Genomic DNA, 14974 nt, shown 5'->3' with positions numbered 1-14974 from the left:
TTTCTCGCTTTTTTGTAACTAGATTTTTGGTTTAACACCTAAATGCATTGCTGCTACACCAAAAGTATAAGGTTTAATTTTTATTTTTTCTAATCCTGCTTTTTTGAAAAGATTTGCAAGTTCATTCATTCCTGGAAACGTGCTTGCACTTTCTTGTAACCAAGAATATTCTTTAAAGCTTTTAGCAAATATTTTCCCAAAAATCGGCATGATGTATTTAAAATACGCTTTATACACATGTCTAATACCAAATGCAGTCGGTTGTGATGTTTCTAAACACACAACAATACCTCCAGGCTTTACGACTCTTGTCATTTCCTTCAACACTTGAAAATAATCTGGAACATTTCTTAAACCAAATCCAATTGTTACGACATCAAAATAGTTGTCCTCAAATGGTAACTCCATAGCATTTCCATGAATTAATTTTACTTGGTCTAAATGCATATTTTTAACTTTTTCTTCACCAATTGATAGCATATTTTTACTAAAGTCTAATCCTACTACCTCTCCATCTTTTCCAACTGTATTTGCAAGTGCAATTGTCCATTCACCAGTACCACAGCATACATCAAGCGCTTTCATACCTTTTTGAACATTCATAATTTTCATAGTTTGTTTACGCCAAGCAATATGTCGTCTAAAACTAATAATACCATTCATTGTATCATATTTATTGTAAATCTTTTCAAACACGTCATGTACGCGTTCTTCTTTTGATTGAGTCATATAAACCCCCACTAAACTAATTACGATTACTTCTATGTAGATTAATTTTGTAATTGTATTATTTTTGATAATTCTTCTTTTGTTTTAGCTAAATCAACAATCCCCATTATTCTTTGAAATTGCAAAATAAAATCAGAGCAGTTTTCAACTGATGATTGTTCGAATTCTTTTTTCAGCCTTGACATTAAACACTCTTGCTCTATATGCTTTATTGATTCTTCAGCTGATATAAATTTTGCAAAATGTACAAGTATAGTTGATTCGATTACAGTTATACAGTTGAAAAGATCTTCTAAAGAACTAAATTGTTCGTGAACTAGATTTATCTTCTCTTCATTCATTTCTTTAACAGCATATGAAAGTTCTCGAATTAAACCAATTTCCCCAGTTTTAGACAATGCATCGTAATATAGTCCACTATATAAGTCCCCTTCTAAAACGGTTAATTGTTTCTTTTCGCGATCCATTGGAGTACCTTCAAATGTGGATACCTTTTCGTGTGTATCTAATGCAATTTGATGAATCATCAAGGCTTTACAGTAATGTACAATTTTATCACTTGAAAAATTGTGGTCTTTTAATAAATTTATTAATAAAGTAACCTTTACATCATCAATGGTCGGTGCTAGAAGTTGTTGATTTAAATATGGGTGTCTAATCGTATGTAAGATTTGAGTGATTACTTCATTTTTTAACTCGTGAATACTATTCATTATTTCCATCCATTCCATTTATAACTGATTTTTTCATTATACCATAAGTATTTTAGATGGTATAAGTTGATTGCTCAATCAACTTGCATTATTTATAATGAATATTTTAAAAAAAGCAGGACTTCTGGCTTTCAGACTGCCTGTCAAACGCCCTGCTTTTTTTTATTTGATTCTATTTAGTTGAATGAATCATTGCAAGAATTTCATTTCTTCCTTGCACATCCTCTTTAAGTGAACCACGCACTGCAGTCGTAACAGTTTTTGAGCCTGGCTTTCTTACTCCACGCATAGACATACACATATGTTCTGCTTCTACAACTACCATTGCTCCGTGAGGCTGTAGTACATCCATAATTGCATCTACTACTGAAGCAGTAATACGCTCTTGTAACTGAGGTCTTTTAGCTACTGTTTCCACAGTACGTGCTAATTTACTTAAACCAGTTACTCTACCATTTCTAGGTATGTACGCTACATGTGCAACTCCGTAAAAAGGTAATAGATGATGCTCGCACATTGAATGGAATGGAATATCTTTTACAAGAACTAACTCTTCATGATCTTCACCAAATACTTTATGTAAATGAGCTTTTTCATCTTGGCGCATACCAGAGAATACTTCAGCATACATTTTCGCAACTCGCTTTGGCGTTTCGTAAATTCCTTCTCTATTTGGATCATCACCGATAGCTTCGAGAATTAGACGAACCGCTTGTTCAATTTTTTCTAAATTAACTTCATTCATTAATTGATCCCCCATGCTAAAAAAAATTCTAATATTCACTATCAGATTCGTTTTATTTTAACATAATTCTTTTTTTATAGGCAAAAAAAAGAAGGATACTTTCTTTTTCCTTTCTTTTAGACCACCTGAAACAACGCTTTCTTTGTCCAAAATTAATTATTGGTCCAAAAATCATGGGACTTTTTTTAGAAAAAAAAGAAGGATGCTTTTTTTAGCATCCTTCTTTTTCGCTTAAATTATGTAATTATTTTACTGCATCCTTAAGCGCTTTACCAGGTTTGAAAGCTGGAACTTTACTAGCTGCGATTTCGATTTCCTCGCCAGTTTGTGGATTACGTCCTTTACGAGCTGCACGCTCACGAACTTCAAAGTTACCAAATCCGATTAATTGTACTTTATCCCCGTTTTGTAACGCACCAAGAATTGATTCGAATACAGCGTCTACTGCTAAAGTAGCTTGTTTTTTAGTTAATTCACCAGCTTCAGCAACTGCATTGATTAAATCTGTTTTGTTCATGTCTTTCACCTCCTCCCAAAATTTTAGAAATGTTTCTTAATTTCATTTGTGACCAAAATTTTAAATTTTATACAACAAATTCCAATTAATTTCTTTGTCATGCCTTATATTATACGATTCTACGGCTTTTTTCAATATGTTTTATAAGAAAATGTTGGAATTACTCGAAAACAGGTAGTGATTTTTCTGAAAAATTCATTTTTCGTCTTCAATTTTGCTATAAGTACTCGTGAAAGTACGATGGTTACTGAATTAATCGGCATTTTTTTAATTTTTTTGATGATTTTTAATAAATTTATTTTTGTTGTTTTTTGTCGAATGGCGTTTAATTTATCTGACTAATTTTCTTTGATTTTTTCAAATTTCTTTTCCTTATATAAAATATGACTAATAGATTTTTATAGATTAATCTTTATTTTTAGCAAACACAAAAAAAATCAGATGGTTTTTACCACCTGATCAATTAATAATTAAAGGATAATTGCAATTAATCCGCCACTTCCTTCGTTAATAATTCTTTCTAAAGTTTCCTTCAATTTATATCTTGCATTTTCAGGCATTAGAGAAAGTTTCGCTTGGATGCCTTCACGCACGATTGAACTTAATGAACGTCCAAATATATCTGAGTTCCAAATTGATAATGGATTATCTTCAAAATCTTGCATTAAGTATTTAACAAGTTCTTCACTTTGTTTTTCAGTTCCGATGATTGGTTCAAACGTTGACTCGACATCAACTTTAATCATATGAATAGAAGGTGCTACTGCTTTTAATTTGACCCCAAACCTTGAACCATGGCGTATAATTTCTGGCTCATCTAAGCTCATATCTAAAAGCGAAGGTGCAGCAATACCGTAGCCGGTTTGTTTAACCATTCTTAAAGCATCTGCTACTTGATCATATTCTTGTTTTGCATGAGCGAAATCTTGCATTAATTCTAATAAATGATCTTTACCGCGAATTTCTACTCCTACAACTTCTTTTAAGACTTGATCATATAACTCATCTGGTGCAGATAAATCAATTTCTGCAACCCCTTGCCCCATATCTATTCCAGCAAGTTGTGCATGTTCAATAAATTCATAATCACTAAATTGGCCAACTACATAGTCTACGTCTCTTAAACGCTTTATATCTTTAACTGTTTCTTGAATTGCTTCTTGGTAGCTTTGGCGTAGCCAGTGATTTTCTTTTAAAACTAATACCCAGCTAGGTAGGTTTACGTTCACTTCAAGGACTGGGAATTCGTATAAAGCTTCGCGAAGTACGTTTAATACATCTCCTTCGCGCATTGCTTCAACACTTAATGCGATGACAGGAATATCGTACTTTTCAGATAGTTCTTGTCTAAGTGCCTCTGTATTAGGATGATATGGCTGAGAAGAGTTGATCACCATAATGAAAGGCTTTCCAACTTCTTTTAATTCAGCAACTACTCGTTCCTCTGCTTCGATATAATCATATCTAGCTATTTCTCCAATTGTGCCATCAGTTGTTACAACAACTCCAATTGTAGAATGCTCTTGAATAACTTTTCTTGTACCGATTTCTGCCGCTTCATTAAATGGAATCGGTTCTTCATACCAAGGAGTGCTAATCATTCGAGGACCATTTTCATCCTCATATCCTTTAGCGCCTGGCACACTATAACCAACGCAATCTACTAATCGAATATTTACATCTAACCCATCCGCTACATGAATTTTTACTCCTTGATTCGGAACGAATTTTGGTTCAGTAGTCATTATTGTTTTACCTGCAGCGCTTTGAGGTAATTCATCATGTGCTCTAGCACGATCCGCTTCATTTTGAATATTAGGGATTACAACTGCTTCCATAAAGCGTTTAATAAATGTTGATTTACCAGTACGCACAGCACCTACAACACCTAAGTAGATATCTCCTCCTGTGCGCTCGGCAATGTCTTTAAAAATATCTATCTTTTCCATGTGTTCCCCTCCCGATTTATCAATACATGGGAATAATTGACTTGAAGTAGTATACCTATGACAATATCATTCTATGATGTTGTCCTAGTGAGTTATGACAAGATTTTTTATTTTTTCTTTTTATTCACTTGGGATCAAATAAAAAAATCCTTCGATAAAATGTATTCTTTTATCAAAGGATTATGATTTATATTATTTATTTTTGTTCTAAAAACACAGGTTGTCCATCTTTAATCGTATATGGAAGTGAGTATGCAGGCACGATTGGTGAGTCTTTTACTAAAATAGAACGAATATCTTCACCGAACTTATAATTTTTCGCTTCTTTAATTTTTGCATATAAATCAGTTGAATAGTCAACATAAAACTCCCCATCATTCCCCATTATGATTGGTAAGTTCTTATTGCTATACGGACTGACTACAAACGGTTCTTCCTTGAAACCCATTTTTTTATAGTTTAATAGAAAAACACCATTAGCCAATGTTTTCTTGATAGGTGGGTAAGTATGTTTATCTTTATATACTTGTACTCTTAATGAAACATCTCTTAATTTTTCTGCAATTCTAAGATCGACTAATTTAACAGTCGGATTCTTCTCTGCATCTACTAATACGTACTGAAAAATACCACCATTTTCATAAGAATTACCAGGTGCATCACTTAAATAGCCAGGTGTTAGTTTTGTAAAATCAATTGGATATTTAATATAAATTGGTGTATTCATATCCTTGTTTTTTATAGGTAACATACCTGAATTGTCTTCCTTAAATTTATTAACTGCAGTTTGAACAGATTGCAATTGATCATCATATGGTACTTGATTTTGTGCAAGTTTATCTTGTGGATATAAACAGCCACTTAATACACTTATTACAAAGCACATTAGAATGGAAAGAAATAGCTTTTTCATGTTAGTCCCCTTTATTCTCATTAACTAGGCCAGCTTAATACGATATATGTAATTAAAATCCCTGAAATAATTAAAGACATATATGCAATGAAGGCTGTAATCATTTTTAAAAATTTTATTTTTATTTTGTTTCTACTCAAGAAAATTAAAAATAATGATAAAAGCATTAATCCGATTCCTACAAAAGAAATAATTTCATTAATATGTGCCGCGTTCATTATGTTCCCCCTATGTATTTTCTACCTTTATTATAGTATCAAAATAATCACATGATTTGAATTAAAATCTTTTTAATCCTATTAAGACATTATCGACTTATTTAATACTTAAGTATACTTGTCTGTTATTAATTTATTTCCTGCTTCATTAAAAAATCCATTAGAACATATTCACTAGTTACAATCGAACAAACACCATCAAAATACCTCCTTGTTAAAAACCAATCAAGGAGGACCTTAGGACTATTCACATATTTAATAATGCAAAATAAAAAGAAAGAAAAAGTAAAAATATACTCCTTCTTTCTTCGAAGCAAACTGGGGCAATTGCTTCGTCATCTTCTTCGACTAACACCCACCAGAATACATCCGGTATAAGTCATTCTATATTATGCATAAATGTATGATTATGCACTAAATACATCGCTGAAGAATAAGCCCAATTATTTTTGCTTAAACATATTTGTTAATGATTGAAAATCTAATGGCATATTATTTGTAACAATTGCTTGAACGATTTTGTCTTCTTTTTCCTTAGAAACTTGACGACCTGTCATCAATGCTATTTGACGAACTAGTTTTCTAACAGTTGCTTCATCTTTAAAGTTTGCATCTTTTACTGAATCAGCGACTTTAAAAATATCTGATTTACTTACATTTGCTTTCTTTTCAATCTTATCGAAGAAACCATTTGGATTATTATTAGTCACCATTCAAACCTCCTTCTTTTCTATACAACATATGCTATGCAAAAAAAGAGAAATGGTGAAACGCCTATTTTAGTCCACAATAGAAAAAGCACTAAAACAAAGTTTTAATGCTTTTAATCTATATATACAAACTTTAATAAAATTAATTAATCAGTAAGATCGCTAATATAATTTGAAGTACTTTCGCCTTCATGTTTTTTTACACGAGACATAAGTGCATCAACTGCTAATTTTGGATTTTTATTTTCAAATAATACTGCGTGTAATTCATTAACAATCGGCATTTCTACATTTACTTGTTTTGCTAATTGATATGCAGCCTTAGTCGTGCGAACTCCTTCAACGACCATACCCATATTATCTAGTACTTCGTCTAAAGATTTGCCTTTCCCTAATAAATTACCCGCTCTCCAGTTACGGCTATGAACACTTGTACAAGTTACGATTAAGTCGCCCATTCCTGTTAAACCAGCAAAAGTTTGAGTATTAGCTCCCATAGCCTTACCTAAACGAATTATTTCTGCAAGTCCTCGTGTCATTAAAGCCGCCTTCGCATTGTCGCCATAACCAAGTCCGTCAGTTATACCAGCAGCAAGTGCGATAATATTCTTTAATGCTCCACCAATTTCTACACCAATTACATCTTCGTTTGTGTACACACGGAAATAACCATTTGAGAATAATTCTTGAACGATTTCCGCATCTTCCATATTTTTTGATGCCGATGTTACAGTCGTTGGATGTCTTAAAGCAACTTCTTCAGCATGACTTGGACCTGATAATACAACTACCGATTTTAAGAATTTCGAATCAATTTCTTCAGCGATCATTTCTGAAACACGCTTAGAAGTGTCTGGCTCAATCCCTTTACTTGCATGGATTATCGTAACCTCATTCGTTAATTCTTTATTTAATTGCTGACAAACCTCTCTTATTGCTTTGGTCGGTACAACAAGCAAAATATAGTTAGCTCCATATATAGCTTCCTTTAAATTGACCGATGCCTTTAAATTTTGAGGCAAATTAATTTCTGGCAAGTATCTTTTATTAGTATGCTGTTCATTTATTTCATTTATTTGTTCGGATTTATTTCCCCATAAAGTAACTGTATGCCCATTATCTGATAAAACCATGGCTAAAGCAGTTCCCCAACTACCTGCACCTAAAACAGCGATTTTTTCCAAATCAACACTCCCCTTCATAAAGAATCCATATTTTACATCGAATTACGCTCTTGCACGACCGATAATTTTAATTGGAGATCCCTCAAAATCAAAAGCATCTCTAATACGATTTTCTAAGAAACGCTCGTAACTAAAGTGAAGTAATTCAGGATCATTTACAAAAACAACAAATGTTGGTGGTTTAATTGCTACTTGAGTTGCATAATACACTCTTAATCTTTGTCCATTATGTGTAGGCGTTGGATTCATCGCAATTGCATCCATAATTACATCATTTAGTACATTTGTTGGAACGCGTAAACTATGGCTTTCACAAGCTTTATTAATCATTGGCAATAAAGTTTGAGTTCTTTTCTTTGTTTTAGCTGATAGGAATACAATTGGAGCGTAGTCTAAGAATTGGAAATGTGCTCGAATGTTTTCAATGAATTCATTCATCGTTTTTTCATCTTTTTCTACTGCATCCCATTTATTTACAACAATAACAACTGATCTACCTGCTTGATGTGCATAACCAGCAATTTTTTTATCTTGTTCAATAATACCTTCTTCACCGTCTAATACAACTAAGACGACATCTGATCTCTCGATTGCACGTAAAGCACGTAATACGCTGTATTTTTCCGTACTTTCATAAACTTTACCTTTTTTTCTCATACCAGCTGTATCGATAATGACATAGTCTTGGCCATCTTTTGAATAAGGTGTATCGACAGCATCACGTGTAGTCCCTGCAACATTACTTACAATTACACGTTCTTGTCCTAATAATGCATTTACTAAAGATGACTTCCCTACATTTGGTCGTCCAATTAAACTAAATTTAATTGTCTCTTCATCGTAATTTTCATCTTCTTTTTCAGGGAAATGTTTTACAACTTCATCAAGTAAATCACCTAGTCCTAAACCATGTGAACCTGAGATTGGAAATACTTCTCCAAATCCTAATGCATAGAAGTCGTAAATATCGCTTCTCATTTCAGGATTATCGACTTTATTAACTGCTAATACTACCGGTTTTTTTGTTTTATAAAGGATTTTAGCAACTTCTTCATCTGCTGCTGTAACACCTTCACGGCCATTTGTTAGAAAAATAATAACATCTGCTTCATCAATTGCGATTTCAGCTTGTTGACGAATTTGCTCTAAAAATGGCTCATCACCAATGTCAATTCCACCTGTATCGATTAGACTAAATTCTTGATTTAACCACTCTCCTGAACTGTAAATACGATCACGAGTAACACCTGGTATATCTTCTACAATTGAAATTCTTTCTCCCACTATCCTATTAAAAATAGTTGATTTCCCTACATTTGGTCGTCCAACTATTGCAACTGTCGGTTTAGACATTTAATTCATCCTTCCTAGCATAACTATGTACCATTTAAATCATCTAAATGAGTTTTAGTTTAGTTTTAAAAATTGATTTATTTAAATAACTTATCTATTTTAACAAAAAATACAAGAAAAGACCAATACACTTCAACTTTTTAGTAATTTTCTATTTTTGAGACTTATTTTTGATACGTAAATTGCTATGAATTGAATTGCTGACAATATTAAAATGGACATAAATAAAGTATCAAACCAATTTAAATCTCCAATTATATATTTAAAATTAATCGACTTAAACGTAATATAATTAAAAATTTCTCCTTGAACTAGACCAATTGTTATATAACGCATTTTGTCATAATAGGATTTACTTAAAAAGAAAGTAAGTAGTATTACTAAAAATGAACTAATTATCATCTCATTAATAAAAAAGCTTGCAGGATCATAAATCGATAGCAGTGTAACTACACTATATGTCATACCTATAATCAAGCCTTTAAAGAAATGAGCTATTTGTTCAATTAAAATTAATAAACTAATAAAGTAGCTTATGATAAAAATTATAATGATATATGAAAAATTTATTTCAATTGAAAAAAGATCAATTGTGTAAGCTGAACAGCTGATTAATATAAGCACTCCAGATAAATACAAGAAATTCTTTTTAGTTCGATCCCGATAAAGCAAAAGAAATAAAACAATAATCCAAGAAGTAATGATAAATAAACTACCTTGCACACGAAAACCTCCTAATAGTACTAGTATGAACAATTCATATTCAAAAATAATCAATTAGAAAAGAAAGTGTATAAGAAGTTGCATTTAAAACGAATCTATAAATGAGATTTTTTTGGAGGTGAAACGAGTGGGAAAAGATCGTCAAGAAAAGAAACTAAAACAATCTAGAAGAGTTGAATCTGATCGAGATCAAAGCATTCATTACAAAGGTGCTACACGTTTAGACACACCTGAAGAAGCAAGAGCAGAAAATCAACATAACTAAAGTGGTCTAAAATAAAAATCCTTCAGCAAATGGCTGAAGGATTTTTATTATTTTTTAAATTTATTTAATTTATCACCAAGAAGTTCGCTTAATTGGAAACCACTTTCACTTGGTTGTACGTATTTAGCAATATCCTCTTGAAGTTCAGCTTCACCAGCTTCTTTAATGCTTAATGATAAGCGTTTTTCAATAGGATTAATATCTAAAACTTTAACTTTTACTTCTTGACCAACTGTTAGGACTTCATTTGGGTTTTTAATATGTTTATCAGCAATTTGAGAAACATGAACTAATCCTTCAATTCCATTTTGAACTTCTACAAATGCACCAAAGTTTGTAAGACGTTTTACAGTCCCCTCAACAACTGCCTCGGCTTTAATGCTTGGATTTAATTGATCCCATGGTCCTGGTTGAATTGCTTTCATTGATAAAGCAATACGGTTTGTATCTGTATCAATTGAAAGAACTTGAACTTTTACAGTATCTCCTACAGCTACAATCTCTTCAGGTTTTGTAACTCGTTTATGAGACATTTGAGATACATGGACTAGTCCATCAACTCCACCAATATTTACAAAAGCACCGAAATTTGTTATTCTTTCTACTTTACCTTCAACGATTTGCCCAACTTTAATAGAAGAGTATGCTTGACGGCGATTTTCAATTTCATTTAATTGCTCAACAGCTTTATGAGATAAGATTACTCGATTTTTTTCACGATCTAGTTCTTCTATCACTACTTCAAGCGATTGACCAACATAGCTTCCTAAATCTTCAACGAATTTTTTTGAAACAAGTGAAGCCGGAATAAATCCACGAACGCCTACGTCTGCAATTAGTCCACCATTTACTTGCTCTGTAACGATTACTTCAAAAACTTCTTTAGTAGCTAATTTCCCTTCTAATTGTTCCCAAGATTTAACAGAATCGACGGCACGTTTAGAAAAAACAACTGTATCTTCCTCTACTTTAATAACCTTTAATTCAATTTCTTGTCCAACAGTTAGCGCTTCACTTACATTTTCAATATGTACGTTTGAAATTTCTTTTATTGGAAGAATACCATCTGTTTTTCCACCGAAACCTACGATTGCTTGCTTATCTTCAATTTGTTCTACTACACATGAGATAATTTCCCCAACTTCTGGCATTACTTTTTCAACCATGTCATATTCCTCCTTATGTTTTAAAAATGGATAGACCAATTATGTATTATCCTCTTTTACCTTCTAATAAATAAGCAGAAAAGTCAAGAAATCTGATGACTAATTCTTCTAAATATTTTTTATTTTCCCTTCGACAATCGTTAATATTTCATTTACGACATCATCAATGTTTTTTGAAGTAGTATCTAATGAGATGGCATCATCAGCTTTTTTCAATGGTGAAACTTCTCTTTCCGAGTCAATTCGGTCTCTTGTTGCTATTTCTATTTTCAACTGCTCTAAATCACTTTCAAAACCGTTTTTGACATTTTCGATATGTCTTCTTTGAGCTCGTTCATCTACAGAAGCAATCATGAATATCTTAACTTCTGCACCAACTAATACATGAGTCCCAATATCTCTTCCATCCATTACAACCCCACCATTTACAGCATATTGACGTTGTAAGTCGACCATTTTTTCACGAACTAAGCTATGTTTTGCAACAAATGATACGTTTCTAGTTACTTCTGGTGTTCTTATTGGCTCTGAAACATCTACATTATCAATGAAAACTTTTTGAGTCCCTTCTTCCGGGATTAACTTAATCGTTATATTTGATAGTAAGTTACTTAAATCCATCTCGTTATTTACATCAATATTGTTTTGGATCGCTTTAAAGGTTAGAGCACGGTACATTGCACCAGTGTCTATATATACATATCCTAATTTTTTTGCAACAATCTTAGCAACTGTACTTTTACCAGCAGCTGCAGGTCCATCTATCGCTATACTAATTCTTTTACTCATAAGTCCTCCTACATAAAAAAAGTGCTACTTCAATAGCAACCTTTAATCTTATCATGTCCTAAAAAAATAAAAACAAATAAAAATAAAGCAGGCTAGCCTGCTTTATTTTATATTACCATATGATTCCGACGAATTCATCTATTTACCAATATGATTATATACTTCTCTCGTTACGTCCTTAGCTTTTTGCGTAACGCCTTCATACAATTCAATTTTCGTTAAATAGACAGAAAGACTAGGGAATGATAAGACGTATTGACTTATGACTAAACAAAATAATTGAATAATAATTAATTTAAATAGTATTCGTTCGATTCTTTTCATTTAAAATCATACCTTTTTTATTACCAGTATGATTAGATTCAATTAATTTTATACACAATTTTGAATTTAATTTTTAATTCATCTATCTTTTAACAGTATTAAACAAAAAAACGTGCTATGCACGTTTTTGAGAAATGTATTAACAAGTAAAATTATTTAGAAAATCCTTCAAGAATATCATCTATTTCGGATGCTAACATAACAGTTAATTTAATTCTTGCCTTTTTACTATCATAATCTTTACCTAAAATAACACCTTTATTTACTAAATCATAGGCACTTCCGTAATAATCATAAGTCGGATATACTTCGCCTTCTTCGGAACTTGTTGTGATGACTACTTTAATGCCGTCTTTAACAGCTTTTTCAATTTCTTCAGTCATATGTGGAGATACTTGTCCTCTTCCAACACCTTCAAGGACAATACCTTTAGCACCATTTTCAACAGCTGCTTTAATTAAATATCCTTTTGCTTCAATATAACATTTAATTATATCCACTTGAGGTAACTCACTTGTAATTTTGTATTTATCCTTTAATACCGGTTTTTGATAGATATGTACTTTATCGTTATCGATAATACCTAAGTATCCGAATCCAAATACGTTAAATCCTTGAATATTAGATGCATGTTCTTTTTTTACATATTTTGCGGTAAAAATACGTTCATTAAAGACAACAACTGTACCAACGTTTCGAGCAGATTCGTCAGAAGCAGTATAAATTGCATGTCTTAAATTAATAAAAGCATCAGTACCTAATTCACCTGGTGATCTTTGAGAGCCAGTAATAACAACTGGACGTTCATCGTCAATTGTTAAATCTAAAAAATAAGCCGTTTCTTCTAATGTATCAGTTCCATGTGTAACAACAACCCCATCGATTGTTTCATCTTGATAGTATTCTTCAATTTTATTCTTTAACAACATCCAATGTTCGAAGCCTATGTGCATACTTGGAACTTGGAAAAAAGAATCAACAATAACATTTATATCTTTTGGTAAATTGAGCATTTCTGCAATTTCTTGACCTGACAATGCCCCAGAATCTAATTTACCTGATTCTGCATTTGGTTTACTAGCAATCGTTCCACCTGTTGTTATTAATACTACTTTTTTCATTTTAGCACCTCATTTCACAAGAAATTATAACATTATAAAATTCTTTAAGTAAACAGAAAACGGCTTGAAAATCTTTAATAAAAAAACGTAGCATAGCTACGTTTCATTCTGTTCAAAAAAGAATTAGTCAATTAATTGTGTGATTGATCATTGATAAGTAAGTTGAGTCATATTGATTTCCACTACAGGGTGCTCGCTTTCCATGAGGCTAGATTCTTGAGCCTCCTCGGCGCAGCCTGCTAAGGTCTAAGCCTTACCGCTTCTCCCATAGGAGCCTGGCACCCTTTCGTTCCAATCAAGTTCTATATAAAAAAATAATAATCTTAAAAACAATAGAATAGTCAATTGAACAATGTTACGTTTCAGTTTGTTGATAAATTACAAAAAAAAAACTTCATCTTGTTTAAAAAGACATTAGTCAACTAATTTCCAAATTTATCATTAATATAACCATTATTTTAAAGACTTGCCTTTTATTTATTAATTTGTAGTATACTTAATAAAGATAAATTCAATCAATTAGAATATTATTTATTACTTGCTAAGTGGGAAACTATTAAGTCACCATGAAAACGACCATTTTCTATAAAAATTTCGTTTGCATTGTTTCCTGCAGCAATTACCCCTGCAATATAAATGCCTTCTATATTTGTTTCCATCGTTTCTGGATTAAATAAAGGTCTTCCTGTTATATCATCTACTTTTACGCCCATACTTTTAATTAATGTATGATCAGGATGGTATCCTGTCATGGCATAGACAAAATCATTCTCAATTTCAACTATTTGCCCTTCTTTTTCGTATACTACTGATGATTCTTTTATTTCAAGTAGATTTGCGTTAAATTCCATTTTAATTGTTTCAGAACGAACAAGTGCTTCGAATTCTGGTAGAACCCATGGTTTAATACTTGGTGAATAAGAACTACCTCTATAAAGTACAGTTACATCCGCTCCACACTTTTCTAGTTCTAGTGCTGCGTCAACACTTGAGTTTTTACCACCAATAACGACAACCTTTTGATTAAAATGTTTATGACCTTCAAAAAAGTAGTGTGAAACTTTATTAAGCTGTTCACCTGGTGTTGATAAATAGTTTGGTTGGTCATAATATCCAGTTGCTACAATAACAGCTTTTGCTTCATAACATTTTTCTTCACCGTTTATTGTAACTGATTCGATGATAAAATCACTTTTCTTACTAACCGTTTTTACCTCTTCAAACGCATTAATTTTTATTCTATTTCGTTTAACAACGTCACGGTAATAGGCTAGAGCTTGGTGTTTTTTTGGTTTTCTACCTTCAATTATAAATGGAATATTTCCCACTTCTAATTTTTCACTTGTACTAAAAAATGTTTGATGCGTTGGAAAACGACTGAGGGTATGAACTATATTTCCTTTTTCAATTATTAATGCAGATATCCCCTTATTTTTTAATGCTAGATAAGCTGCAATACCACAGGGTCCTCCGCCAATGATCAGAACTTCAACTTTTTCCATTTGAAACATCTCCAATAAACTAGAGTCTTAATTATATTTACTATTTCTATTTT

The 14974-nt window shown here is 32.0% G+C and carries 17 protein-coding genes; 1 reads left to right on the top strand and 16 read right to left on the bottom strand.

The genetic code is table 11. The features are described from left to right. Positions 1-18: 18 nt before the first annotated feature. The 11 genes from EP747_RS04550 to EP747_RS04500 all read right to left on the bottom strand — a co-directional run bounded on the left by EP747_RS04550 (position 19) and on the right by EP747_RS04500 (position 9754). Positions 19-729 (bottom strand): demethylmenaquinone methyltransferase, encoded by a 711-nt coding sequence (locus EP747_RS04550; RefSeq protein WP_129688710.1) that lies wholly within the window; start codon positions 727-729, stop codon positions 19-21. 41 nt (positions 730-770) lie between these two features. Continuing rightward, positions 771-1442: a heptaprenyl diphosphate synthase component 1 gene (locus tag EP747_RS04545; protein ID WP_165346842.1), complete on the bottom strand. Its 672-nt coding sequence runs from the start codon at positions 1440-1442 to the stop codon at positions 771-773. 172 nt (positions 1443-1614) lie between these two features. Next, the gene (folE, locus tag EP747_RS04540; protein ID WP_088010688.1) at positions 1615-2187 is read right to left on the bottom strand and encodes a GTP cyclohydrolase I FolE; all 573 of its coding nucleotides are present in this window, start codon (positions 2185-2187) and stop codon (positions 1615-1617) included. Between the two features lie 244 nt (positions 2188-2431). Next, positions 2432-2704, bottom strand: coding sequence for an HU family DNA-binding protein (locus tag EP747_RS04535; RefSeq protein WP_056466694.1), 273 nt, complete (start codon positions 2702-2704; stop codon positions 2432-2434). Between the two features lie 470 nt (positions 2705-3174). Next, complete coding sequence (gene spoIVA, locus EP747_RS04530; protein WP_129688708.1) at positions 3175-4653, bottom strand: stage IV sporulation protein A; 1479 nt, start codon at positions 4651-4653, stop codon at positions 3175-3177. A 196-nt stretch (positions 4654-4849) separates the two neighbouring features. Then, the gene (locus tag EP747_RS04525) at positions 4850-5566 is read right to left on the bottom strand and encodes a hypothetical protein (protein ID WP_129688707.1); all 717 of its coding nucleotides are present in this window, start codon (positions 5564-5566) and stop codon (positions 4850-4852) included. A 20-nt stretch (positions 5567-5586) separates the two neighbouring features. Further along, positions 5587-5784 (bottom strand): DUF2768 domain-containing protein, encoded by a 198-nt coding sequence (locus EP747_RS04520; protein ID WP_056466707.1) that lies wholly within the window; start codon positions 5782-5784, stop codon positions 5587-5589. A gap of 443 nt (positions 5785-6227) precedes the next feature. After that, positions 6228-6494, bottom strand: coding sequence for a stage VI sporulation protein F (locus EP747_RS04515; protein WP_235832742.1), 267 nt, complete (start codon positions 6492-6494; stop codon positions 6228-6230). A gap of 146 nt (positions 6495-6640) precedes the next feature. Beyond that, positions 6641-7678 carry an NAD(P)H-dependent glycerol-3-phosphate dehydrogenase gene (locus EP747_RS04510; protein WP_129688706.1) on the bottom strand — a complete coding sequence of 346 codons (1038 nt, stop codon included), beginning with the start codon at positions 7676-7678 and terminating at the stop codon, positions 6641-6643. A 42-nt stretch (positions 7679-7720) separates the two neighbouring features. Further along, positions 7721-9031 carry a ribosome biogenesis GTPase Der gene (gene der, locus EP747_RS04505; protein WP_129688705.1) on the bottom strand — a complete coding sequence of 437 codons (1311 nt, stop codon included), beginning with the start codon at positions 9029-9031 and terminating at the stop codon, positions 7721-7723. Between the two features lie 132 nt (positions 9032-9163). Continuing rightward, complete coding sequence (locus tag EP747_RS04500; RefSeq protein ID WP_129688704.1) at positions 9164-9754, bottom strand: hypothetical protein; 591 nt, start codon at positions 9752-9754, stop codon at positions 9164-9166. A gap of 127 nt (positions 9755-9881) precedes the next feature. Between EP747_RS04500 and EP747_RS04495 the strand changes: the two genes are divergently transcribed. Continuing rightward, complete coding sequence (locus EP747_RS04495; RefSeq protein ID WP_082459340.1) at positions 9882-10019, top strand: YpzI family protein; 138 nt, start codon at positions 9882-9884, stop codon at positions 10017-10019. A 47-nt stretch (positions 10020-10066) separates the two neighbouring features. Here the strand turns inward: EP747_RS04495 and rpsA are convergent, their stop codons facing one another. The 5 genes from rpsA to EP747_RS04470 form a co-directional block, all read right to left on the bottom strand. Further along, positions 10067-11185 carry a 30S ribosomal protein S1 gene (gene rpsA / locus EP747_RS04490; RefSeq protein WP_129688703.1) on the bottom strand — a complete coding sequence of 373 codons (1119 nt, stop codon included), beginning with the start codon at positions 11183-11185 and terminating at the stop codon, positions 10067-10069. A 108-nt stretch (positions 11186-11293) separates the two neighbouring features. Next, positions 11294-11974, bottom strand: a complete 681-nt coding sequence (cmk, locus tag EP747_RS04485; RefSeq protein ID WP_129688702.1) for a (d)CMP kinase — start codon at positions 11972-11974, stop codon at positions 11294-11296. A gap of 138 nt (positions 11975-12112) precedes the next feature. Beyond that, entirely contained in the window at positions 12113-12298 is a 186-nt protein-coding gene (locus EP747_RS04480; protein WP_069031855.1) for a DUF5359 family protein, read from the bottom strand. A gap of 152 nt (positions 12299-12450) precedes the next feature. Continuing rightward, positions 12451-13419: an asparaginase gene (locus tag EP747_RS04475; RefSeq protein ID WP_129688701.1), complete on the bottom strand. Its 969-nt coding sequence runs from the start codon at positions 13417-13419 to the stop codon at positions 12451-12453. Between the two features lie 527 nt (positions 13420-13946). Beyond that, positions 13947-14921: a YpdA family putative bacillithiol disulfide reductase gene (locus EP747_RS04470; protein ID WP_129688700.1), complete on the bottom strand. Its 975-nt coding sequence runs from the start codon at positions 14919-14921 to the stop codon at positions 13947-13949. Positions 14922-14974 lie beyond the last annotated feature (53 nt).

The sequence above is a fragment of the Gottfriedia acidiceleris genome, assembly GCF_004138285.1.
Classification (GTDB): Bacteria; Bacillota; Bacilli; order Bacillales; family Bacillaceae_G; genus Gottfriedia; species Gottfriedia acidiceleris_A.
This window is presented reverse-complemented; position numbering and strand designations above follow the sequence as displayed.